Source organism: Pseudomonas nitroreducens, assembly GCF_024170165.1.
GTDB classification, from domain to species: Bacteria; Pseudomonadota; Gammaproteobacteria; order Pseudomonadales; family Pseudomonadaceae; genus Pseudomonas; species Pseudomonas nitroreducens_C.
This window is the reverse complement of sequence record NZ_JALJXP010000002.1, coordinates 127,616-149,011: the sequence shown is the minus strand read 5'-3', so window position 1 is coordinate 149,011 and position 21,396 is coordinate 127,616. Positions and strand designations below refer to the sequence as shown.

Annotated in this window: 18 protein-coding genes; 10 read left to right on the top strand and 8 right to left on the bottom strand. The window is 66.6% G+C overall.

Annotated features, from left to right (window positions below; all coding sequences use genetic code 11):
- Nucleotides 1-143: 143 nt before the first annotated feature.
- Nucleotides 144-869 carry an SDR family oxidoreductase gene (locus J2T47_RS05010; RefSeq protein ID WP_253443041.1) on the bottom strand — a complete coding sequence of 242 codons (726 nt, stop codon included), beginning with the start codon at nucleotides 867-869 and terminating at the stop codon, nucleotides 144-146.
- 112 nt (nucleotides 870-981) lie between these two features.
- On the opposite strand from J2T47_RS05010, the gene J2T47_RS05005 reads away from it, so the two are divergent.
- Complete coding sequence (locus tag J2T47_RS05005; protein ID WP_253443038.1) at nucleotides 982-1,776, top strand: LysR family transcriptional regulator; 795 nt, start codon at nucleotides 982-984, stop codon at nucleotides 1,774-1,776.
- Between the two features lies 1 nt (nucleotide 1,777).
- Here J2T47_RS05005 and J2T47_RS05000 read toward each other — a convergent pair whose 3' ends face one another.
- Entirely contained in the window at nucleotides 1,778-2,983 is a 1,206-nt protein-coding gene (locus J2T47_RS05000; RefSeq protein ID WP_253443035.1) for an MFS transporter, read from the bottom strand.
- Between the two features lie 88 nt (nucleotides 2,984-3,071).
- Here J2T47_RS05000 and J2T47_RS04995 point away from each other — a divergent pair, with 88 nt between their 5' ends.
- Nucleotides 3,072-3,626: a TetR/AcrR family transcriptional regulator gene (locus J2T47_RS04995; RefSeq protein ID WP_253443033.1), complete on the top strand. Its 555-nt coding sequence runs from the start codon at nucleotides 3,072-3,074 to the stop codon at nucleotides 3,624-3,626.
- A gap of 82 nt (nucleotides 3,627-3,708) precedes the next feature.
- Here the strand turns inward: J2T47_RS04995 and J2T47_RS04990 are convergent, their stop codons facing one another.
- A complete protein-coding gene (locus J2T47_RS04990) occupies nucleotides 3,709-4,779 on the bottom strand; it encodes an AbrB family transcriptional regulator (RefSeq protein WP_253443031.1) in 1,071 nt (356 codons plus the stop codon).
- Nucleotides 4,780-4,885: 106 nt separating this feature from the next.
- On the opposite strand from J2T47_RS04990, the gene J2T47_RS04985 reads away from it, so the two are divergent.
- Nucleotides 4,886-5,788: a LysR family transcriptional regulator gene (locus tag J2T47_RS04985; RefSeq protein WP_253443019.1), complete on the top strand. Its 903-nt coding sequence runs from the start codon at nucleotides 4,886-4,888 to the stop codon at nucleotides 5,786-5,788.
- Between the two features lie 669 nt (nucleotides 5,789-6,457).
- Here the strand turns inward: J2T47_RS04985 and J2T47_RS04980 are convergent.
- On the bottom strand, nucleotides 6,458-7,351 hold the full coding sequence (locus tag J2T47_RS04980) for a TauD/TfdA dioxygenase family protein (protein ID WP_253443017.1): 894 nt from the start codon (nucleotides 7,349-7,351) through the stop codon (nucleotides 6,458-6,460).
- 128 nt (nucleotides 7,352-7,479) lie between these two features.
- Between J2T47_RS04980 and J2T47_RS04975 the strand changes: the two genes are divergently transcribed.
- From J2T47_RS04975 to J2T47_RS04950, 6 genes are all read left to right on the top strand, one after another.
- Nucleotides 7,480-8,511, top strand: coding sequence for an AraC family transcriptional regulator (locus J2T47_RS04975; protein WP_253443015.1), 1,032 nt, complete (start codon nucleotides 7,480-7,482; stop codon nucleotides 8,509-8,511).
- Nucleotides 8,512-8,856: 345 nt separating this feature from the next.
- Nucleotides 8,857-11,136, top strand: a complete 2,280-nt coding sequence (gene pvdQ, locus J2T47_RS04970; protein ID WP_253443013.1) for a bifunctional acylase PvdQ — start codon at nucleotides 8,857-8,859, stop codon at nucleotides 11,134-11,136.
- Nucleotides 11,137-11,327: 191 nt separating this feature from the next.
- Complete coding sequence (gene ppk2 / locus J2T47_RS04965; RefSeq protein WP_253443011.1) at nucleotides 11,328-12,245, top strand: polyphosphate kinase 2; 918 nt, start codon at nucleotides 11,328-11,330, stop codon at nucleotides 12,243-12,245.
- 201 nt (nucleotides 12,246-12,446) lie between these two features.
- Entirely contained in the window at nucleotides 12,447-14,051 is a 1,605-nt protein-coding gene (locus tag J2T47_RS04960) for an inorganic phosphate transporter (RefSeq protein WP_253443009.1), read from the top strand.
- 814 nt (nucleotides 14,052-14,865) lie between these two features.
- Nucleotides 14,866-16,104, top strand: a complete 1,239-nt coding sequence (locus J2T47_RS04955) for a glutamine synthetase family protein (RefSeq protein WP_253443792.1) — start codon at nucleotides 14,866-14,868, stop codon at nucleotides 16,102-16,104.
- Between the two features lie 270 nt (nucleotides 16,105-16,374).
- Nucleotides 16,375-17,721 (top strand): MFS transporter, encoded by a 1,347-nt coding sequence (locus J2T47_RS04950; RefSeq protein WP_253443006.1) that lies wholly within the window; start codon nucleotides 16,375-16,377, stop codon nucleotides 17,719-17,721.
- 43 nt (nucleotides 17,722-17,764) lie between these two features.
- Here J2T47_RS04950 and J2T47_RS04945 read toward each other — a convergent pair whose 3' ends face one another.
- From J2T47_RS04945 to flgA, 4 genes are all read right to left on the bottom strand, one after another.
- Nucleotides 17,765-18,514 carry a flagellar brake protein gene (locus tag J2T47_RS04945; RefSeq protein ID WP_253443004.1) on the bottom strand — a complete coding sequence of 250 codons (750 nt, stop codon included), beginning with the start codon at nucleotides 18,512-18,514 and terminating at the stop codon, nucleotides 17,765-17,767.
- 96 nt (nucleotides 18,515-18,610) lie between these two features.
- Entirely contained in the window at nucleotides 18,611-19,072 is a 462-nt protein-coding gene (locus J2T47_RS04940; RefSeq protein ID WP_253443002.1) for a flagella synthesis protein FlgN, read from the bottom strand.
- Nucleotides 19,073-19,114: 42 nt separating this feature from the next.
- Nucleotides 19,115-19,429, bottom strand: a complete 315-nt coding sequence (gene flgM, locus J2T47_RS04935) for a flagellar biosynthesis anti-sigma factor FlgM (protein ID WP_253443000.1) — start codon at nucleotides 19,427-19,429, stop codon at nucleotides 19,115-19,117.
- A gap of 142 nt (nucleotides 19,430-19,571) precedes the next feature.
- Nucleotides 19,572-20,261 (bottom strand): flagellar basal body P-ring formation chaperone FlgA, encoded by a 690-nt coding sequence (gene flgA / locus J2T47_RS04930; RefSeq protein WP_253443791.1) that lies wholly within the window; start codon nucleotides 20,259-20,261, stop codon nucleotides 19,572-19,574.
- A gap of 136 nt (nucleotides 20,262-20,397) precedes the next feature.
- On the opposite strand from flgA, the gene J2T47_RS04925 reads away from it, so the two are divergent.
- Complete coding sequence (locus tag J2T47_RS04925; RefSeq protein ID WP_253442998.1) at nucleotides 20,398-21,336, top strand: chemotaxis protein CheV; 939 nt, start codon at nucleotides 20,398-20,400, stop codon at nucleotides 21,334-21,336.
- The last annotated feature ends 60 nt before the right edge of the window (nucleotides 21,337-21,396 follow it).

Sequence of the window (21,396 nt, the reverse complement as noted above, 5' to 3'; positions counted from 1 at the left end):
GCTCGCCGGCTAACTCCATAAAGAGCCCTTGCGCCGAACGGCTCCCTCTCCCTTCAGGGAGAGGGCGGGGGGAGAGGGCATGAATGGCAGAGGAGCACATTGTGGGCGGGCCGCACATACAAAGGTACGGTGAGGCCGGTAAATCACGCCTGCTGCCGGGTCGCTGCCAGCACGATCTCGCGGATGCAGACACCCTGCGGCTGGTCGTAGGCGTAGCGAATCGCGTTGGCCACGTCCTCGGCGCTGAGCACCTTGCCGCCCATGTCGCGCTTCCAGTCCTGGTAGCCGCTCTTGATCGCTTCGTCGGTGGTGTGGCTGAGCAATTCGGTCTCCACCGCGCCGGGGGCGATGGTGACGACGCGGACGTTGTGCGCCGCGACTTCCTCGCGCAGGTTCTCGGAGATCGCGTGCACGGCGAACTTGGTGCCGACGTAGGCGACGTGGTTGGGGAAGGTCTTGCGCCCGGCCACCGAGCTGACGTTGATCAGCGTGCCGCGGTTGCGTTCGACCATGCCCTTGAGCACGGCGTGCACGCCGTTGAGCAGGCCCTTCACGTTGACGTCGAGCATGCGCTCCCATTCGGCCGGGTCCTGCTCGACCATGTTGCCCAGCAGCATGACGCCGGCGTTGTTCACCAGCGCATCGGCCGGACCGAAGCGTTCCTCGGCCTCTGCCACGGCGGCCTCCAGGGCTTCGCGGTTGGTCACGTCCACGGCGCGGCACAGGGAGTTGGGCAGTTGCAATGCTTCCAGGCGCTCGACGCGACGGGCGAGCAGCAGCAGCGGGTGGCCCTGCTGGGAGAAGAGGCGGGCGGTGGCTTCGCCGATACCGGAACTGGCGCCGGTGACGATGATCAGGGGCTTGCTCATGGGGATTCTCCTGCTATCGGAAAACTGGATGACTGAACGATGCAGTGAAGTATATTGAGCGGTATTCCGCCTGAAAAATGGCTTATTCCTGTGCCTGGTATCGGGGTTGCCTATGGATATCCGACAGCTGGCCGCCTTCGTCGCGGTCTTCGAAGAACGCAACATCACCGCCGCCGCCCAGCGCCTGTTCGTCAGCCAGCCGACGCTGTCGGTGACCATCCGCCAGCTGGAAGAGGCCTTGGGCACCGAGCTGTTCCTGCGCCAGGCGCGTGGGGTGGAAGTCAGCGAAGCGGCGCGCACCCTGTATCCGCGCGCCCGCGCGCTGCTGGCCGAAGCCGACGGCCTGCGCAACATGTTCCGCCAGGCCTCGGCACGCCAGCCGTTGCACCTGGGGGTGGAAGGCGACGTCAGCGCCGAGCAGGTCGAAGGCTTCGTCAGTCTCGCGCAGCAGGCCGTGCCCAATCTGCTGCTGCACCTGGAGGAGGGCTGCGTGGGCGATGCGCGGCTGGCGGTGGAGGAATTCTGCTGCGAGGACGAACTCTTCGTGCCGGTCTGGGAAGACCCGTACGTGCTGGCGTTGCCGCCGGGTGTGGAGGATGCGCAGGACTGCGGCTGGATCACCTGCCCGACTCACCCGTCCCATCAGCGCCTGATGACCGCCTATGGCAGCGCGCCGGTCGTTGCCCAGGCCAGCACCCTGAACCTCGCATTGCGGCTGGTCAGCGCGGGCATTGGCGCGGCGATCCTGCCGGCATCGCTGCTGGCCGGCGCGCCGGCGGTGCGCAGCGGCACGTTGAACCTGCCGCTGCCGATCCGCCGCATCGGCCTCTGCCATTCCGCCCAGGCGCTGGAGCACCCGGCGGTGCGCGGGCTCTACGATTTCCTGCGAGCCCGCGAGGCGGCCTGACTCAGGCCTGCACCTTCTGTGCGGCGGGCCCACGCAAGGACAGCAGCAGGACCAGCGAGGCCGCGAGAATCTGCAGGCTGGCGTAACCGTTGGTGGTGGCGACCAGGCCGTAGCGCTGGATTGCCAGTCCCGCGAGGATCGCCGGCACGCTGAAGGCCAGGTAGCTGAGCACGTAGAAGCTCGCCATCAGTGCACCGCGTTCGTGGGCGTGGGCCAGCGGCACCACCGAGCGCAGGGCGCCGAGGAAGGCGCCGCCGAAACCGAGCCCGGCTACCGCGGTGCCGAGGAAGAACAGCCAGAGGTTGCCGCTGTCCACGCCGAGCAGGGTGATCAGCAGGCCGATGACCAGTGCCAGGCCGCCGCGGCGCAGGATCACCGCCGCCGGCCGGTTGCGCAGGGCGAAGATCGCCAGCGCGCCGCACAGGCACAGCAGCGACACCAGCCCGCCGCCGATCATCGGTACTTGCAAGCCAGTCACCTGGCGCGCCAGCGTCGGCCCCAGCGACAGGTAGAAACCGCCCAGCGCCCAGAGGCTGGCGTTCAGCGGCGCCACACTCCAGAACGCGCGGCGCGCCTGCGGGGGAATGCGGATGCGCGGCTTCAAGGAGGCCAGAGCACCGGGTTGCCGGCTGATGCTTTCCGGCAGCCAGCGCAACAGCACGATGCCCAGGGCGAACAGAGCCAGCAGCCAGACATAGACCTCATGCAGCGGATCGGCGCCGAACTGCACCAGCGTGCTGCTGCCCAGCGCACCCATGGCCATGCCGAGCATGGGCGCGATGCTGTTGATCAGCGGGCCGCGCTCGCGGTCGATATCCAGCATCGCCGCGCCCAGCACGCTGGTGGCGATGCCGGTGGCAAAGCCCTGCAGCAGGCGTGCGAGGATCAGCAGTTCGACCGAGTTGGCGTAGAGGAACACCGCCATCGCCAGCAGTTCGAGGATCAGTGCGGCGCGGATCACCGGGCGCCGGCCGAGGTGGTCCGACAGCGAGCCGAACACCAGCAGCGCCAGCATCAGGCCGCCCGCGTAGATGCTGAACACCAGAGTCAGCAGGGCCGGGGAGAAGTGCCAGGACTCGCGGTACAGCGCATACAGCGGCGTGGGCGCGGCAGCAGCGGCGAGGAAGGCCATGAGGATGGCCGTCAGCAACCAGGCGGAAGCCTTGGCTGAGAAGCCGGACGCGCTTTTCGATTGGGTGTGTGCCATGATTCAGCTCGCAAAGGCTAAGATTTTGCTTTTGCGAGATGCTGGACCGGTTTTCGGATAAAAGCAAATTCTTTGCTTTAAGGTGCTTATGGCAATTAATCAGGGTGTTCGGCCGGGCGGCCGCAGCGCGCGGGTGCAGGCCTCGGTACACAAGGCCGTGGCAGAGCTGCTGGAAGAGCGCGACCGCTCCGAACTGACCGTGCCGATGATCGCGGCGCGCTCCGGCGTCACGCCGTCGACCATCTATCGGCGCTGGGGCGATTTAAGCGAATTGCTTGGCGACGTCGCCCTGCAGCGCATCCGCCCAGACGCCGAACCGGCCGACACCGGCAGCCTGCGCGGCGACCTGCTGGCCTGGGGCGAGCAGTACATGGAGGAAACCGCCTCGGTGCCCGGCCGCGCGGTGGTGCTCGACCTGCTGGCCGCCGGTGGCGGCTCCTCGGGGCGCTGCATGGCGATTGCCTGCGGCCAGTTCGACATCATCCTGCTGCGCGCCAGGGAGCGTGGCGAAAGGCTGCCGGAGCTGGACCGCATCGTCGACCGGCTGATGGCGCCGCTGGTGTACCGCATCCTGTTTTCCGGCGAGGAACTGGAAGTGGCCTATGTCGAGCGCCTGGTCGATCTGACGCTGGAGGGGTTGTAACCCACCGCTCGGTGCCCGCTGCAGGAGCGGGCCGTGCCCGCGATCGCGCGCAGGGCACGCTCCTGCGGTTTGAGGCTTGGCTTCAGGCGCGGCTCAGGCGGATCACCGTACGGGCGACGGACACCCCGGTGAACAGCACCACGAACAGCCGCAGCGTCTGCATCGCCAGCACCAGACCGACGTCGGAGTGGGTGTCCACCGCGATGATCGCCATGGCGTCGAGGCCGCCGGGGCTGGTGGCGAGGTAGAGGGAGAGGAAGTCCATCCCGGTGATGGCCGCCAGCGCCCAGGCGAACAACGCGCAACTGGCGATCAGGGCCAATGCGCTGACCAGCATGGCCGGCAGGTGGCGGCCGACGTAGGCGAGACTTTCACGGTCGAAGCGCAGGCCGATGTAGCAGCCGATCACGCCGTAGGCGCTGGCCAGTAACCAGTGCGGCAGGGTGATGTGCAGCACGCCGGTGAGTTGCAGCACGGCGCCGGCCACCAGCGGTACCAGCAACGGACCGGCCGGCAACTTTGCGCCGGCGGTGGTGCAGACGAAGATCAGCAGCAGGCAGTTGATCAGGTCGGGCAGGGTGGCGGTGTCGACGATCGGCGTGCTGTGGGCCGCCGAGCCGCCGCCTTCGATGCCCAGCAGACGGCCGACCAGGGCGCCGGCCATGACCACGCAGACCACCCGTACGTACTGCATGGTGGCGACCACGCGCGGGTCGGCGCCGTTGGCTTCGGCCATCGACACCATGGCCGCCGCGCCGCCCGGCGCGGTGCCCCAGGCGGCGGTGCTGCCGGGGATGCCGCCGAAGCGCACCATGGCGTAGCTGACCACGGCGGAGAGCAGCAGAGTGAGGAGGGTGGCGCTGAGCATCAGCGGCCAGGAAGCGACCATCGCCTGCAGCACCGACCAGCTCATGGCGTGGGCGACCAGCAGGCCGATGCAGCCCTGGCTGAGGCGGAAAGCCTGGCGCGGCAGGCGGATTTCCGCACCGCTGACGCCAAAGGCGATGGCCACCAGCATGGGGCCGAGGAACAAGGCGGCGGGGATGCCGAGCCAGGTCAGCAGTTGCCCCGCGCCTCCGGCTCCGAGCGCCAGGGCCAGCCATTGCAGGCTGACGGGGATGCGGGCGACGGGCAGGGCAGGGCGGCTGGACACGGACGGCTCCGGGTGGGGAAGACGTCGGAATTATCGGTAGCCGGATCGATCAAGTCTATTTTCTAATAGTCATGAATCCATTCCTGAAATCTATCGGTTGGCTGCCATGGACCTGCGAGATCTCGCCTACTTCGAAACCATCGCCGAGCTCGGCCACCTGGGCCGTGCCGCCGAGCGTCTGGGGCGCAGCCAGCCGGCGCTGACCAAGAGCATCCAGCGCCTGGAGGAGTCCCTTGGCGCGCGACTGTTCCAGCGCGATGGCCGACGCATCCGCCTGACGCCGGCCGGCGAACTGATGCTGCAACGCGCCCGGCAATTGCGACAGGACATCGAGGAAACCCGCCGCGAAGTGCGCGATTTCGCCAGCGGCGTGGTGGGCAATATCCGCCTCGGCTGCGCCGCGACCATGGCCGAGTACCTATTGCCGCGCCTGACCGAGGACCTGCTGGCGCGCGCACCGGAGGTCACCATGAGCCTGGTGCTGGGCCAGGACGACGTGCTGCGCGAGGCGCTGCGCAGCGGGCGGCTGGACATGGCGATCTGCTCGCGGATCGTCGACGACCCGCAACTGAGCAGCGAGCCGCTGCTGCAGGACCAGGTGGTGGTGGTCGCCAGCCGTGACCATCCGATCTTCGCCACCCCCGTCACCCTGGCCGACCTCTGCCGCTACCGTTGGGTGTTGCCGGCTACCGGCGTGTCGTCGCGGCGCTGGATGGACTCCACCTTCCAGGCCCACCAGTTGCCGATGCCGCAAGTGCAGATCGAGACCAACGCGATCCCCATGCTGCCCAACCTGATCGCCCGTACCCGCCTGCTCAGCTTCATCGCCCGCGAGGCGCTGGCCGGCGGGCACGGCATGGACCAGTTGCGTGAGGTGGAGCTGGCCGAGACCACGCTGACGCGGACCATCGGTCTGGCGGTGCGTGAGGGCGCCTACCTGTCTCCCGCCGCACAATTGCTGCGTGGCATGTTGCGCGAGCATGCACAACGCTACGGCACGGAGCTTTAGGTCTTTTGTAGGAGCGAGCTTGCTCGCGAACCGCACCCTGCCGCTATCCCTGGCAAGCGCTTACGTAGGATGGGTGGAGCGTGCGATACCCATGCTGTCGGTACGCCGGAATCGATGGGTATCGCTGCGCTCCACGCCATCCTACATTCGAGGATTACTGGATACGGTATGCGTGTGGGTCGTAGGGCGCATATCCCGTTCCGGGTTATGCGCCCTACGCATTACAAGAGCGCCAAACCCAGCGCACCGTGTTTGGTTTTGGCTCTTGAAGACTTCCAGCGAAACATCCGCACACGCCGAATGCCCCGTTCAGGAGGCCTCGTTGGGTCGGAGTTTCAGGGGTTGAGCGACATGGATGTCGCGAGAGCCACGATGGGCCAGGGATGGCCCGTCGTGGCGTGCCCCTGAAACTTCGATTCAACGAGGGTATTTTTCGCCCCAAGCGAAAAGCCGGATGTCCGGGGCAAGACCTTTGCCTACTTTGCGTCGTTTGGCAAAGTAGGTCGCCCGAGGGGGAGAAACAAGATGCCCGCGCGCACGCCGATGCGGCGCAGAAACACCCAAGCCGAAGCATCTTCGTAGGGCGAATAACGCACCAGCGTTATCCGCCGCAACGCATCCGGCGGATAACCTGTTCCAGGTTATGCGCCCTACGATCGCACCGTCTGCTCAACGGCTTGGGACTTCACCCACCACCGTCGTGCGATACATCTCCCGGCGCATTCCATGGTAATCCGACACCGGATAATGCCAGGTGCTGCGGTTGTCCCAGATCGCCAGGGTGCCCGCGCTCCAGCGCATGCGGCAGGTGAATGCCGGCTGGGTGGCGATGCTGAACAGGTAATCCAGCAGCGGCTGCGACTCGGCCGGGCGCATGCCCTTGATGCCGCTGGTGTAGGCCGGGTTGATGTAGAGGATCTTCTTGCCGGTCTCCGGGTGTCGGGTCACCAGCGGATGCGAGCGCACCTCGCCCTCATGGCTGCCGTAGCGCACCGCCATGTTTTCCATCAGATCGTTGTGCTTGGCCTCGGCACCATAGGCGCGCTCGGGGCTGTGGATGGCGTCGAGGGTTTCCAGCTGCGCGCGCAGCTTCGGTGACAGCCATTCGTAGGCCAGCGCCAGGTTGGCGTAGAGGGTGTCGCCGCCAAACGGCGGGATGTCGTGGCCGTAGAGCAGGGTGAAGGCCGGCGGGCGCTCCTGGAAGGACCAGTCGCTGTGCCAGGCGCCGCCGAACACCACCGGGGTCTTCTCGTTGGCTTCCTTGACCACCCGCACCACGTGCGGGTGATCGTCCATGCCGACCACATAGGGTTCGCGGCCGAATTCGCCGAAGCGCAGGGTCACGGCTTCGAGGTTTTCCACGCTGAGGTTCTGCCCGCGGATGAACAGCACCTTGTGCGCCAGCAGCGCCTGGCGCAGTTCGGCGTAGCCTTCCGCGCCCAGGGTGGTGAGGTCGAGATCGCTGACGTCCGCGCCGATCGCACCGGTGGCGGGGACGATGCGGAAGTGGCGGTAGTCGGCCGCACGGTTCTGGCTCGGCAGCGCGTAGAAGAACTCGAACATGGGGAAGCCTCTTGTGAGTGTTATTGGCATGTCCAGCATGGTCAGTGCTGGCGCTTTCTTCCATGATGAAGTCCGCCAAAAAATGACTTTCTCCGCCACGTTGTTCTTTCCGCCCGCAGGAGCCCGCGATGGACTGGCGCCAGACCCGCGAGATCACCGGAGTGCGTTACCTGCTCGACAGCGCCCGCGACGAGGGACTGGGCGCGGACGATTGTCTGGTGGGCAGCGCGATCGCGCTGGCCGACCTGCAAGCGCGTGCCGGGCGCATCCAGGCCTGGCAGGAACTGGCGGTAATCCGCAATCTGCTGCAGCACGTCGACCGCCCCGGTTTGGGGCTGGCGACGGGGCGGCGCTATCACCTCACTTCGCTGGGCCTGCTGGGTTTCACCATGCTCGCCAGTCGCACCTTGCAGGAAGCCTTCGAGACCTTCGGGCGCTTCCAGAGCCTGGCGCTGACGCTCTGCCCGGTGAGCAGCGAGGTGGAGGCGCGGGGATTGTGGCTGGTGTTCGATGACCGCGTGCTGCCCGAGGATGCCCGCGCCTTCGTGGTGGAACGCGGCATCGCCGGTTGCTGGCAGCTTTCCGGTGAACTGCTGCAGCGGCCGCTGCAACCTTTGGCCATCGAACTGCGCAGCCCGGCGTTGGAGGATGCTGGCGCGTTCCGCGAGACCTTCGGCATCGAGCCGGTATTCGCGGCACCGCGCAACGCCATGCTGTTCGCCCTGGAGGACTTGCAGGCGCCATTGCCCCAGGCGCAGATCAGCGCACGGGACAGCGGTGAGGAGCTCTGCGAACGCCTGTGTGGCGAACTGGCGCTGACGCTGGCAGCGACACCCACCGCGCGGCAGGTGCAACAACTCCTGTTGCGCGACTCCGCCAGCCTGCTCGGCGCGGCGACGGTGGCCGAGCGCATGGGCCTTTCCGAGCGCACGCTGCAACGGCGTCTGGCGGAGGAAGGGCAGAACCTGCAGGGGCTCAACGACGGCATCAAGCAGCGTCTCGCCGAGCGCCTGCTGCGCGAATCGCGGATGGACCTGCAGGGCATCGCCCAGTGCCTGGGCTATGCCGAGGCGGCGAGTTTTTCCCGCGCTTTCCAGCGCTGGACGGGGCAGTCGCCCGGACGTTGGAAACGTCAGTCCGGAACCCTGCCGGCGCGCTGAAGTCGAACCGCCCGCGACGCCTCTGGAACGGTTGAAAGCCGCGAGATAGAGCCTTCTGGTGTGGCCGATTGCCATCGGTCACGGGTTAATTTCGCGCGTCTCCCATCCGTTGCCCTCAAGAGGCGTGTCGTCATTTTCACGAGGCGTCCGAGAAGAAAAAGGAGAACCCATGTCCTCAGCAACCTGCCTGCGCGCGTGCCTCGGAAGGTGCGCCGCGATGACCTTCAGCGCACTGCATTGGCGGGCTTGAACCGCCACCCACTCCTTGCACCGGCACCGCGCGAGCGGCACGGCCGCGTGCCCCTGGCCGGGCATCCGGCCGCCACCCGAGCATTGAGGGAATCGATGAGCAAGACCTTCCGACTGGCCGCTGCGGCCGGCAGCCTGCTGGCCGCCGGACTGCCCGCGCTGGCCCATGGCGCCGAGCTTGAGGCGCAGATCCGCTGGACCCGCTACGGCATCCCGCACATCCAGGCCAAGGGCGAACTGGGCCTGGGCTACGGCATCGGCTACGCCTATGCCCGCGACAACGCCTGCCTGCTGGCCGAGGAAGTCCTCACCGCGCGCGGCGAGCGCTCGCGCTACTTCGGCGAGGGCGGCAAGTCCTCCGCCGGCATCGGCAACCTGCCCTCGGACTTCTTCTACACCTGGCTCAACGACAACGAATCCCTGCGTCGCCTGCGCAGTGCCCAGCCGCAGCCGATCCGCGACCTGCTCGATGGCTACGCCGCCGGCTACAACCGCTGGTTGTGGGACACCCAGGCCGCCGGCACGCAGTGCGCGGGCAAGGCCTGGCTGCGCCCGCTGGAAGCTGACGACCTGCTGCGCCTGACCCGCCGCCTGCTGGTGCAGGCCGGCGCCGGGCAGTTCGCCGAGGCCATGATGGCGGCCGCGCCGCCGGGGCAGGCAACCTCCGCGGTCGTCAGTGACGGCGAGGTACTCGCGGCGATGGACCGGCGCGAGAATTTCCACCGTGACCACGGCAGCAACGCCATTGCCGTGGGCAGCGAGCGCTCGGCGGACGGCAACGGCCTGCTGCTGGCCAACCCGCACTTCCCCTGGTTCGGCGCGCTGCGCTTCTACCAGATGCACCTGACCATTCCCGGCCAGCTCGATGTGATGGGCGCCTCCCTGCCGGGCATGCCGCTGGTGAACATCGGCTTCAGCAAGGACGTGGCCTGGAGCCACACGGTGGACACCTCCAGCCACTTCACCCTGTACCGCCTCGACCTCGACCCGCAGGACCCGCACCGCTACCGCGTCGACGGTCAGTCGCGGCCGCTCAGGGAAGTCACCCTGCGCGTTCGCGTACTCGAGCCCAACGGACGCGTGAGCACGCGCAGCCACACGCTGTACGAGTCCGAGTACGGCCCGCTGCTCAGCGTGCCCGGTAAATTCCCCTGGAACGCCAGCGAAGCCTTCGCCGTGCGCGACGCCAACCTGGGCAACGACCGTGTGCTGCAGCAGTGGTACGCCATCGATCACGCGCGCAGCCTGGATGAACTGCGCGACAGCATCGAGCACATGCAGGGCATCCCCTGGGTCAACACCCTGGCGGCCAACCCGGAAGGCAAGGTGCTCTACCTCAACCAGTCGGTGGTGCCGCACCTGAGTCAGCAGCAACTGGCCGACTGCGCCATTGCCGAGTACCAGAAGCAGGGCCTGCCGGTGCTGCAGGGCGGGCGCCGCGCCTGCGACTGGTCGAGCGCGCCGGGTAGCCGTCACGCCGGGCTGACGCCGCCGGAGCAGATGCCGGCGCTGGAACGCGCGGACTTCGTGCAGAACTCCAACGACAGCGCCTGGATGAGCAACCCGGCGCAGCCGCTGACCGGCTTCTCGCCTCTGGTCAGCCGCGACTCGGTGCCGGTCAGCGCCCGCGCGCGCTTCGCCCTCGACCGGCTGCAGGGCGACGCCAGGATCGGCCCGGACGACCTGCAGAAGATGGTCACCGACAACCGCGTCTATGTCGCCGACATGCTCCTCGACGACCTGCTGCAACTGTGCAAACCAGCCCCGGCGGGCACCGCGGCGGCGTGCGCTGCGCTGGGTTCGTGGGATCGCCACGTCAATCTCGATAGCAACCCCGGCTTCGCTTACTTCCAGGCCTTCGTCGCGCGCTTCCTGAAGATCGACGGCGGCTGGCGCCTGCCCTTCGATCCCAAGCTGCCGCTGGCCACGCCCTCGGGCATCGCCCTGGACAAGCCGGAGGTCCGCCAGCAGGCGCAGCAGGCGCTGGTCGCGGCGGCGCAGGAGATCGACGGCCGCCGCATCCGCGCGGACGAGAAGTGGGGCGAGTTGCAACTGACCGGCGATACGGCCAACCCGCTGGGCATTCCGGGTGGCACCGGCAACGAGGGCGTGTACAACGCCATCACCTCGGAGTGGCAGGGTGACCATTACCGCGTGCTCAGCGGCAGCAGCTACATCCAGCTGGTGGACTTCACCGCCGACGGCCCGAAGGCGCGCGGCCTGCTGGCGTTCTCGCAGTCCAGCGAACCCGGCTCGCCACATCATCGCGACCAGACCGAGCTGTTTGCCAAACAGCAGTGGCCGGAGCTGCCGTTCACCGACGAGCAGATCAAGGCCGATCCGGAGCTGAAGGTGCTGGAGTTGCGCGAGCAGTAACGAAGGAGGGCGCCCTGGCGGGCGCTGGTCGCGGGCATGCCCCGCTCCTGCAAGAGAACCTCCTCCTGTAGGAGCGGGCCATGCCCGCGAATCCCGACAACGCCGGGATAACGGATCGACGCCAGCTGTCACCAGCCTGACACCGAGCGCCTCTAGTCTGGCGGCAATGCCCCTGTGCGAAGGCCGCCGCCATGCCCCTGACCAATGAATCCGTGATCCGCCGCATCCACCGTGAACTGCTCGACCACAGTGACGAAGAGCTGGAACTGGAGCTGCTGGAAGACGTACGCAACCTCGACGAGCTGTTCGACGAGCACGCCGACGTCGACGAGGAAAAGCTCGCCCGCCGACGCTACTTCAGCGAACTGTTCCGCCTGCAGGGCGAGCTGGTGAAGCTGCAGAGCTGGGTGGTGAAGACCGGCCACAAGGTGGTGATCCTCTTCGAAGGCCGCGATGCAGCGGGCAAGGGCGGGGTGATCAAGCGCATCACCCAGCGCCTCAACCCGCGCGTCTGCCGCGTCGCCGCGCTGCCCGCGCCGAACGACCGCGAGCAGACCCAGTGGTACTTCCAGCGCTACGTCTCGCACCTGCCGGCGGCCGGGGAGATCGTCCTGTTCGACCGCAGCTGGTACAACCGCGCGGGCGTCGAGCGGGTGATGGGCTTCTGCTCGGACGACCAGTACGAGGAGTTCTTCCGCAGCGTGCCGGAGTTCGAGCGCATGCTGGCGCGCTCGGGCATCCAGCTGATCAAGTACTGGTTCTCCATCTCCGACGACGAACAGCACCTGCGCTTCCTCAGCCGCATCCACGACCCGCTCAAGCAGTGGAAGCTCAGCCCCATGGACCTGGAGTCGCGGCGCCGCTGGGAGGCCTACACCAAGGCCAAGGAGATCATGCTCGACCGCACCCATATCCCCGAGGCGCCCTGGTGGGTGGTGCAGGCCGACGACAAGAAGCGCGCGCGGCTGAACTGCATCAACCATCTGCTGAACCTGATTCCCTACGAGGACGTGGAGCACCCGGCGGTAGTCCTGCCACAGCGCCAGCGCCACGAGGACTACGCGCGCACGCCGACGCCGCAGCAGATCGTGGTGCCGGAAGTCTACTGAGGGCATGCGTACCGCGTAGGAGCGGATTCATCCGCGATCGGCATCGCCCCGGCGGAGGATGTGCCGGCGGAAAACAATCGCGGACGGAGTCCGCTCCTACGTACAGCTCGCCTTCGTGCGGGCTGTCCTTCCCACAGAGACACAACTTGTAACATTCGCTGCCGATCATGACCGGGACACTCCCCTAAGCGGACTCCCAGCATGACCACCGATACCCTGGCCGTTCCCGTCGTCGAAGGCCGGCCCCATCTGGAACACAAGCCCGGCCGCATTACCGCCTTCATCTTCTTTGCCGTGCTCGCCGTCGGCCTGCTGTTCTCGGCCTGGAGCCTGGTGCGCGACGTCGACGACGTCACCTCCACGGTCACCACCTGGACGCCGTTCCTGCTGCTCGGGGTCGCCCTGTTCATCGCCCTGGGCTTCGAGTTCGTCAACGGCTTCCACGACACCGCCAACGCGGTGGCCACCGTCATCTATACCCACTCGCTGCCGCCGCATTTCGCGGTGGTCTGGTCGGGCTGCTTCAACTTCCTCGGCGTGCTGCTCTCCAGTGGCGCGGTGGCCTTCGGCATCATCGCCTTGCTGCCGGTGGAACTGATCCTGCAGGTAGGCTCCTCGGCCGGCTTCGCCATGGTCTTCGCCCTGCTGATCGCCGCCATCCTGTGGAACCTTGGCACCTGGTGGCTGGGCCTGCCGGCGTCGTCCTCGCACACCCTGATCGGCTCGATCATCGGTGTCGGTGTGGCCAACGCGCTGATGCACGGCCGCGACGGCACCAGCGGCGTGGACTGGGCGCAGGCGACCAAGATCGGCTATTCGCTGCTGCTCTCGCCGCTGATCGGCTTCGTCTGCGCCGCGCTCCTGCTGCTGGCGCTGCGCCTGCTGGTGAGGAACCGCGCGCTGTACAAGGCGCCCAAGAGCAAGACGCCGCCGCCCTGGTGGATTCGCGGCCTGCTGATCCTCACCTGCACCGGCGTGTCCTTCGCCCACGGTTCCAACGACGGGCAGAAAGGCATGGGCCTGATCATGCTGATCCTGGTCGGCACCCTGCCGATGGCCTACGCACTGAACCGCAGCATGCCGGCGGACCAGACCGTGCAGTTCGTCGCCATCGCCGAAGTCACCCAGCAGGCGCTGGTCCGCGCCGCGCCGCAGGCGGCTCCGGCCGACCCGCGCGCGGTGCTCTCGGAGTACGTGCGCACCAAGGAAGCCAAGCCGGAACTGATCCCTTCGCTGGCGGCGCTGACCGGCGCCATCGGTGCGCAAGTGAAGGGCTACGGCAGTCTCGCCGGCGTGCCGGCCGAAGCCATGGGCAACGTGCGTAACGACATGTACCTGACCAGCGAGGCGATCCGCCTGATGGACAAGGACAAGGTCGGCAACTTCGACGCGGATACCACCAGCAAGCTGGCCGCGTTCAAGGGCAAGATCGACGAGTCGACCCGCTTCATCCCGCTGTGGGTGAAGGTCGCCGTGGCCATTGCCCTCGGCCTGGGCACCATGGTCGGCTGGAAGCGCATCGTGGTCACCGTCGGCGAGAAGATCGGCAAGACCCACCTGACCTACGCCCAGGGCGCCTCGGCGGAGATGGTGGCGATGCTGACCATCGGCGCGGCGGACATGTACGGCTTGCCGGTGTCGACGACCCACGTATTGTCGTCCGGCGTCGCCGGGACCATGGCGGCCAACGGCTCGGGCCTGCAGATGCGCACCATCCGCAACCTGCTGATGGCCTGGGTGCTGACCCTGCCGGCGGCCATCGTGCTCTCGGCGTCGCTGTACTGGCTGTTCACCCATCTGTTCTGACCTTGGGTGATGCCCTGAAAGCGCCGCTCTCAGAGCGGCGTGTTCTTTTGGCACGGACTCCCCTGTAGGAGCCGGCCCTGCCCGCGATCCGCCGGCAGAGCCGGCGCCATCCTTCGCTCCAAGGTTGACCCTGTATTGCTGCGTTGGCGTGGGTGTTCCAGCGCCGCTTCGGTGTGCGCTCGGAATCTGTGTTTCGCCCCTCGGGCGAGTCACTTCTTCCAAACGCCGAAGAAGTAACCAAGAAGGCTCGCCCCGGACATCCGGTTTTTCGCTTAGGCGAAAAATACCCTCGCTAAATTGGAGTTTCAGGGGCCCGAACTAGGCGTCCCCCCACGAAGGGCCATCCCTGGCCCATCGCGGCTCTCGCGACATCCATGTCGCTCAACCCCTGAAACTCCAATTCAACGAGGCCTCCTGAACGGGGCCGTTCGGAGTGCTCGGAGGTTTCTCTGGAAGTCTTCAGATCCAGAGCTAAAGCCAGATTGGTTGGGTTCTTCGTAGGAGCGAGCTTGCTCGCGAACCAAACAACGCCGGATTCCCCTGTAGGAGCGGGCCATGCCCGCGATCGCGCGCATGGCGCGCTCCTACACGGAGCTTCCGCGTTTCCTGCTGGTCCGCTTGAAATATCGAACGCGTGATGCGTATTTTGTACGGGCTCGCGCGCCTCGCGCGGCGTCCTGTGACAAGGACAAAAGAACAAGGATAAGAAGTCATGAGTAACGATCCTGGAATCCCGCTCGCCGAACGACTGGCTGGAGTGGAAGAGATCGAGTGCGTCACCCCCGACCTCAACGGGGTGCCGCGTGGCAAGGTGATGACCGGCGAGGGCTTTCTCACCGGGCGCCGGCTGCAGCTGGCGCGCGGCGTCCTGCTGCAGTGCATCATGGGCGGCTACCCGGCCGCGAAGTTCTACGGCAGCGACGACGGCGACCTGGCCCTGATCGCCGAGCCGACCCAGATTCACCGCCTGCCCTGGAGCGATGAACCCCGCGCCTTCGCCATCTGCGACGCGCTGGAGCTCGATGGCAAGCCCTCCGGCCTGTCCACCCGCGGCCTGCTCAAGCAGGTCGTCGCGCGCTACGCCGAACGCGGCTGGAGCCCGGTGGTGGCGACCGAGCTGGAGTTCTTCGTGTTCGCTCCCAACCCCGATCCGCAGGAAGCCTTCCAGGCGCCGGTCGGCCTCGACGGTCGCCGCGAGATGGGTCACTCGGCCTTCAGTGTGTCCTCCAACAACGGCCTGCGCCCGTTCTTCCAGGATGTCTACCGCTGCATGGAGGCGGTAGGGCTGGAACGCGACACCTTCATGCACGAGATGGGCACCACCCAGTTCGAGATCAACTTCCTGCACGGCGACCCGGTGCTGCTGGCCGACCAGACCTTCCTGTTCAAGCACCTGCTCAAGGAAGTCGCGCTCAAGCACGGGCTGATCGTGGTGTGCATGGCCAAGCCGCTGGCGCACACGCCGGGCAGCTCGATGCATATTCACCAGAGCATCGTCGATGGCGAGGGGCGCAATATCTTCAGCGACGCCCAGGGCGAGGCCACGCCGGCCTTCCGCCACTTCATCGGCGGCCTGCAGGCGTGCCTGTCGGACTTCACCCTGCTGTTCGCACCCAACGTGAACTCCTTCCAGCGCCTGTGCCATCCGTACGCCTCGCCGAACAACGCCTGCTGGTCCCACGACAACCGCGCCGCCGGCCTGCGCATTCCGGCCAGCGCGCCGGTGGCCCGTCGCGTGGAGAACCGCCTGCCGGGCGCCGACGCCAACCCCTACCTGGCCATCGCCGCGAGCCTGGCTGCCGGCCTGCATGGCATCGAGCAAGGCCTGGAACCCACCGCGCCGATCCAGGGTGAGTTCGAGGTCCCGGCGGAGCTGCTGCTGCCCTGCACGATGTACGACGCACTGCAGCGCCTGCAGCGCAGCGAGCTGGCCCGCGAGGTGTTCGGCAACGAGTTCATCGACGGCTACAGCGCGACCAAGTCCATGGAGCTGACCAGCTTCTTCGACGAAATCACCCCGTGGGAGCGTCGCGTCCTGGCCGCCCAGGCCTGATTCGAATGGGCTGATTTGCAGTGGCTGACACAGCGGCGCCGAAACCCGGCGCCGCTGTGATCGGCAGCCATCTTCTGGCGATCTTCAGGCCATCCTCGTTCATCCCGCCGACATCCTTCGAAACGCCCCGCATGACCGTGCGCGACACGCGCTATTCCGGGCCCGGCAGCCCTCTCGACGCGCCGATTGGCAGGCTCTAAGGTGTGAGCGCAAGTCCTGCTTTCCGCTGCCCGGACATTGTGCCGGGGTTGTCCTGGACCAGGAGGTCCAATGCTTCGGATCGTCACCGCGTTTCGTGCTCTGTACTTCGCCGCCGTCATGCTCCTGACCGGTTCCGGTCTGCTCAGTACCTACCTCGCCCTGCGCCTGGGCGCGGAGAAGGTCGATGGGCTGTGGATCGGCGCCATGATGGCCGCCTACTACCTCGGCCTGGTGCTGGGCGGCAAGATCGGCCACCGGCTGATCGCCCGCGTCGGTCACATCCGCGCCTACGTCGCCTGCGGCGGGTTGGTCACCGCCGCCGTACTGGGCATCGGCCTGCTGCCCTGGTTGGGCTTCTGGCTGTTGCTGCGGGTCGCCATCGGCCTGGGGATGATGTGCCAGTACATGGTCATCGAGAGCTGGCTCAACGAGCAGGCCGAGGCACGCCAGCGCGGCGCCGTGTTCGCCGGCTACATGGTGGCCTCTTACCTGGGGCTGGTGCTCGGCCAGTTGGTGCTGGTGGTGCATCCGGGGCTGGGCCCGGAGCTGCCGATGATGATCGCGCTGTGCTTCGCCCTGTCGCTGATCCCGGTGGCGATCACCCACAAGGTCCACCCTGCGCCGCTACGCCCGGCGCCGCTGGAGCCGCGCTTCTTCATCCAGCGGGTGCCGCAGTCGCTGACCACGGTGCTGGTGTCCGGTCTGGTAGTCGGTTCGTTCTACGGCCTGGCGCCGCTCTACGCAGTGCGCCAGGGCTTGAGTACCGAGGATATCGGCCTGTTCATGGGCGGCTGCATCTTCGCCGGGCTGCTGGTGCAGTGGCCACTGGGCTGGCTGTCGGACCGCATCGACCGCGCCGTGCTGATCCGCAATGCCGCCATCCTGCTGTTGATCGTGGCCGCGCCGCTGGCGGCACTGCCGCTGCTGCCGGTACCGCCGATCTCCCTGGCGTGGCTGTTGCCGATGGGCTTCATCGTCTGCCTGGTGCAGTTCACCCTGTATCCGCTGGCGGTGGCCTTCTCCAACGACCACGTCGAAGGCGAGCGTCGTGTATCGCTCACCGCCATGCTGCTGGTGACCTTCGGCGTCGGCGCCTGTATCGGCCCGCTGGCGGCCGGAGCGCTGATGAAGCTGTTCGGCGCGAACATGCTCTACGCCTTCGTCTGCGCCTGCTCGCTGATCCTCATCTGGCGCGTTCAGCCGCAGAAGGTCAGTGGCGTGCACCGGGTCGACGAGGCGCCGGTCAAGCACGTCGCCACGCCGGACAGCCTGGCGTCCTCGCCGCTGTCCGCCGCCCTCGACCCACGGGTCGACGAGGCGGCCGTGGAAGAGCAGATGAAGGGCAACGACACGAGCGCGCCGGCAGCCGAGCCGGAAGCGGAAGTGGAAGCAGAGGAAGAAAGCCGGCCCGCCTGAGGGCGGGAGGGATGGGCGGCAAGAGCTTGCCGCCCGCAGCTGTCTAGAACAGCTCGTCCTTGTCGAAGCGTCGGGCTTCGCGCTGCAGCTGGTAGACGAAGCGCTCGATGTTGCGCTGCGCCAGGCCGCTCATCTGGTGGAAGCGCATGCCGGCGAAGCTGTAGCCGACCTTTTCCTCGAACTGCACGTGGCGCAGCTCGACCGCCATGGTCAGGGCGCCGAAGGGCAGGCGCGCGGTGAATTCCTCGTAGACCTGGCCGGGCTGCAGACGCTCGGCGGCGTTGCCTTCCAGGCGGATCTTGCAGCCGGTGGCGGAAATGTCGATCAGGCTGCCCTTGAGCGGTGACTTCAGTTTGCTGCCGCCGATTTCCACCGGCACCGGCTGGCCCTGGCCGACGGGAGCGCGAAAGGCGTTGCGGCGCTGGTGGTAGAGCATCTCGGCCGGCACCGGCAGCCAGTAGCAGCGGGCGCCGTCGATCTCGGAGAAGAAGGCGTTCTGGGTGTTTTCCCAGGCGATGCGCACACCTTCGTGGAAGGCTTCGATGCGGAAATGCTCGCCGTTCTGCAGGAAACGTTCGCCGTCGTTGGGGATGAGTTCATCCAGGGCGACGATGTTGCGCTCGCGATTGATTTCGACGACGAAGCTCTGGAAGCGCTGACCGCGCCCTTCGAAGGTGATTACCAGGGGATCGTGACTGTCCATCAGCATTTTCAGGCTGGAGTGGATCTCCACCGGAGCTTTCAACACCTTCGGTGGTTGAGGGCCATTTTCCTCGGCGAACAGATTGGACACGGTCCGCGGGTCTCCATTGTGTTTGTTATGAGTCGTGCACGGGGCAGGGCTGGATAGTGGCATTCTGCCCTAGGGCGGGCCTTCAGGCCAGAGGCGTCAGGCCTGGCTGAGCGGACGCTGGCGGTTGCTCTGGGTGGAGCCGCCGTAGCGGTCATAGAGTCGCGGAGTTTCCTGGCCACGCAGGATGTCGAGCGTGCGCTCGGTGCTGGTCTGGCCGGAACGGATGAGGCGGCCGTTGCGCTGGTTGGCTTCCTGGCAGCGTTCGAGCAGGTTGCCGAGCTCTTGCGCACGCGCGGTGAGAGCGGCGTTGCCGGTCGCCTGGGCAATCTGTGCAAGCCCCTCGTTGTCAGCGCTGACCCCGGCCTGTTGCAGTGCCTGGGTGCGGATGCGACCGTTCTGCTCGAGCTGATGCAGCAGCGGCAGCTTGCTGTCGAGCAGCTTCTGCAGCTGGTCCAGGTCGCGAGCTTGCAGCGCCTGGAACTCATCGTCGATCAGCTGCAGCAGGCTGCTGGCTGCTTCGATGTCGCCGTTGATCAGGGAAAGCAGGGCATCGGACATCTTGGGCTCGGCGTACTAGCGGTTGACCAGCGCTGTCTGGACTCAGCGCTGGGATTCGAAATCGAGCAGCTTGCTGGCGACTTTCTGGCTGTCGACCTGGTAGCTGCCGTCAGCGATGGCCGCCTTGATGCGGGCCACTTTGTCGTTGTCGACCACGGGCTGGTCCTTGAGTTGATCGCTTACTTTCTGCAGTTGCTGCGCGGTGTCGCTCAGCTGAACCGACTCGCCGCTCTTGGCCGGGGCGTTGACGGAGGCATTCTCTGCGGCGGCTTCGCTGCGACCGCTCTGGGCAGCACTGCTACGGCCAGTGCTGGCTGTCGTAGAGGCCGGGTTCAGCCGGTTGAAGTCGATGACCATGGTGGAAACCTCTGGAGGTATTGGACGCTTGCCAAGCTTTTCGGCCGCCCTTGAAGAAACTTTAGGCCGAATTTTCGTGCGCCCGAGCACATTTTGCAGAGGGCTGCGCCCATCATGCCAGAAAAACGCCCGAGGCCGAGCGCTACAGGCTGACTTCCACCGTCCCCGGCTCGACCACCCGAGCCCTGACGATACGCTGGGAGCGCAGGTTGCGCACGCGGATCTGCTCGCCGGGCACGCCGTCTGACAGCGCCTCTCCGGGCATGAACACATTGATCGCACTGGTCCTGGCGCGAATCACCACCTGGTCGCCCTTGCGTACGGCGGCGGCCTGTTCGAGGAACACCGGCGCCAGCACCTGGTCGTTGACAGTCGGGCGCTTGAGCTTCATGCCCACCACCTGGTTCGGGTCGGTCAGGTAGCCCTGGCTCAGTTGGCCGACGTCCCGTTCGACGACACTGATATCGCCGGGCTCGACGACATGGTTGCGCTGCAGGGGCAGGGTGGTGACGACAACTTGACGGAACAGCTTCACCGTCGCCGGCACGAACACCGTCCACGGCGAGCTGCCCTCGCAGAGCACCCGCACGGTGACCCGACCAACGGGCTGCGCCGGGCTTTCCAGCTTCTGCGTCAGGTCCTTGTCGCACTCCGCCAGGCGCAGGCGGGGGTCGATGCGTGCGACTTCGATCTCGTAGCGTGCGTCTATGCCGGAAGTCTGCAGATAATCTTCCACCTTGAACTCAAGAAAGCCCTGGGTGGAGCCGATAAGGATCTCAGGCGCAGTGAAGCCTTCCGCCCCTGCCGGGGAGAGGGTCAGCGCACCCGTCATGCCGAGCAGCGCAGCCATCAGGGCGCGCGCGGGTCTGGGCTGTCGGAAAAATGTCGTTGCTCGTTTCATGCAACGATCCAAGCAATGGTCATGCCGCCTTCGCGAGTCGGGCGGCGTTGCGTGCACAGGAGGCTCAATGGCCGGAGTCATGGATTCGGTCAACCAGCGTACGCAGCTGGTTGGCCAGAATCGTCTCGAACTGCTGCTGTTCCGCTTGAACGGCAGCCAGCTGTACGGGATCAACGTGTTCAAGGTGAAGGAGGTGCTGCAGTGCCCCCGCCTGACCGTGATGCCCAAATCCAGCCAGGTGGTGCGCGGGGTGGCGAACATCCGCGGCGGCACCATTCCGATCCTCGATCTGGCGCTGGCCACGGGGCGTCATGCCCTGCGGGACATCGCCAACAGCTTCGTGATCATCACCGAGTACAACACCAAGGTGCAGGGCTTCCTGGTGCACTCGGTGGAGCGCATCGTCAACATGAACTGGGAGTCGATCCATCCGCCACCCAAGGGCACCGGCCGCGATCACTACCTGACGGCGGTGACGCGGGTGGACAACCAGCTGGTGGAAATCATCGACGTGGAGAAGATCCTCGCCGAAGTGGCGCCGACCTCGGAGGACATCTCCGAAGGCGTGCTGGATGCCGAGACCCAGGCCCGTGCGGTGAGCAAGCGTGTGCTGGTGGTGGACGACTCCTCGGTGGCGCGCAAGCAGCTGGTGCGTTGCCTGGAGACCGTCGGTGTGGAAGTGCTGGCGCTCAACGACGGCCGCCAGGCGCTGGATTACCTGCACCAGATGGTGGAAGCCGGTGGGCATCCGGGCAGCGATCTGCTGATGGTGATCTCGGATATCGAGATGCCGGAAATGGACGGCTACACGCTCACGGCGGAAATCCGGCACGACCCGCGCATGCAGGATTTGCACATTCTCCTGCATACTTCGTTGTCCGGGGTGTTCAACCAGGCCATGGTGAAGAAAGTCGGCGCTGACGACTTCCTCGCCAAGTTCCGTCCCGATGACCTGGCGGCCCGCGTGTCGGACCGCATCAAGGCGGTGGACGGCGCGCCGGCCTGACGCCGGCGTGACGCGATGCGGGTGCCGCCGGTGCCGCCCGCATCGTCTATGGTTTTTTGA

Bases quoted from the DNA above. Each gene is read 5' to 3' on its own strand.
- J2T47_RS04980 (WP_253443017.1), bottom strand. From the start codon at position 7,351: ATGTTCGAGTTCTTCTACGCGCTGCCGAGCCAGAACCGTGCGGCCGAC.
- J2T47_RS04940 (WP_253443002.1), bottom strand. From the start codon at position 19,072: ATGTCCGATGCCCTGCTTTCCCTGATCAACGGCGACATCGAAGCAGCC.
- J2T47_RS04950 (WP_253443006.1), top strand. From the start codon at position 16,375: ATGCTTCGGATCGTCACCGCGTTTCGTGCTCTGTACTTCGCCGCCGTC.
- flgA (WP_253443791.1), bottom strand. From the start codon at position 20,261: ATGACGGGTGCGCTGACCCTCTCCCCGGCAGGGGCGGAAGGCTTCACT.
- ppk2 (WP_253443011.1), top strand. From the start codon at position 11,328: ATGCCCCTGACCAATGAATCCGTGATCCGCCGCATCCACCGTGAACTG.
- J2T47_RS04925 (WP_253442998.1), top strand. From the start codon at position 20,398: ATGGCCGGAGTCATGGATTCGGTCAACCAGCGTACGCAGCTGGTTGGC.
- flgM (WP_253443000.1), bottom strand. From the start codon at position 19,429: ATGGTCATCGACTTCAACCGGCTGAACCCGGCCTCTACGACAGCCAGC.
- J2T47_RS05010 (WP_253443041.1), bottom strand. From the start codon at position 869: ATGAGCAAGCCCCTGATCATCGTCACCGGCGCCAGTTCCGGTATCGGC.
- pvdQ (WP_253443013.1), top strand. From the start codon at position 8,857: ATGAGCAAGACCTTCCGACTGGCCGCTGCGGCCGGCAGCCTGCTGGCC.
- J2T47_RS04975 (WP_253443015.1), top strand. From the start codon at position 7,480: ATGGACTGGCGCCAGACCCGCGAGATCACCGGAGTGCGTTACCTGCTC.
- J2T47_RS04960 (WP_253443009.1), top strand. From the start codon at position 12,447: ATGACCACCGATACCCTGGCCGTTCCCGTCGTCGAAGGCCGGCCCCAT.
- J2T47_RS04985 (WP_253443019.1), top strand. From the start codon at position 4,886: ATGGACCTGCGAGATCTCGCCTACTTCGAAACCATCGCCGAGCTCGGC.
- J2T47_RS04995 (WP_253443033.1), top strand. From the start codon at position 3,072: ATGGCAATTAATCAGGGTGTTCGGCCGGGCGGCCGCAGCGCGCGGGTG.
- J2T47_RS05000 (WP_253443035.1), bottom strand. From the start codon at position 2,983: ATGGCACACACCCAATCGAAAAGCGCGTCCGGCTTCTCAGCCAAGGCT.
- J2T47_RS05005 (WP_253443038.1), top strand. From the start codon at position 982: ATGGATATCCGACAGCTGGCCGCCTTCGTCGCGGTCTTCGAAGAACGC.
- J2T47_RS04955 (WP_253443792.1), top strand. From the start codon at position 14,866: ATGACCGGCGAGGGCTTTCTCACCGGGCGCCGGCTGCAGCTGGCGCGC.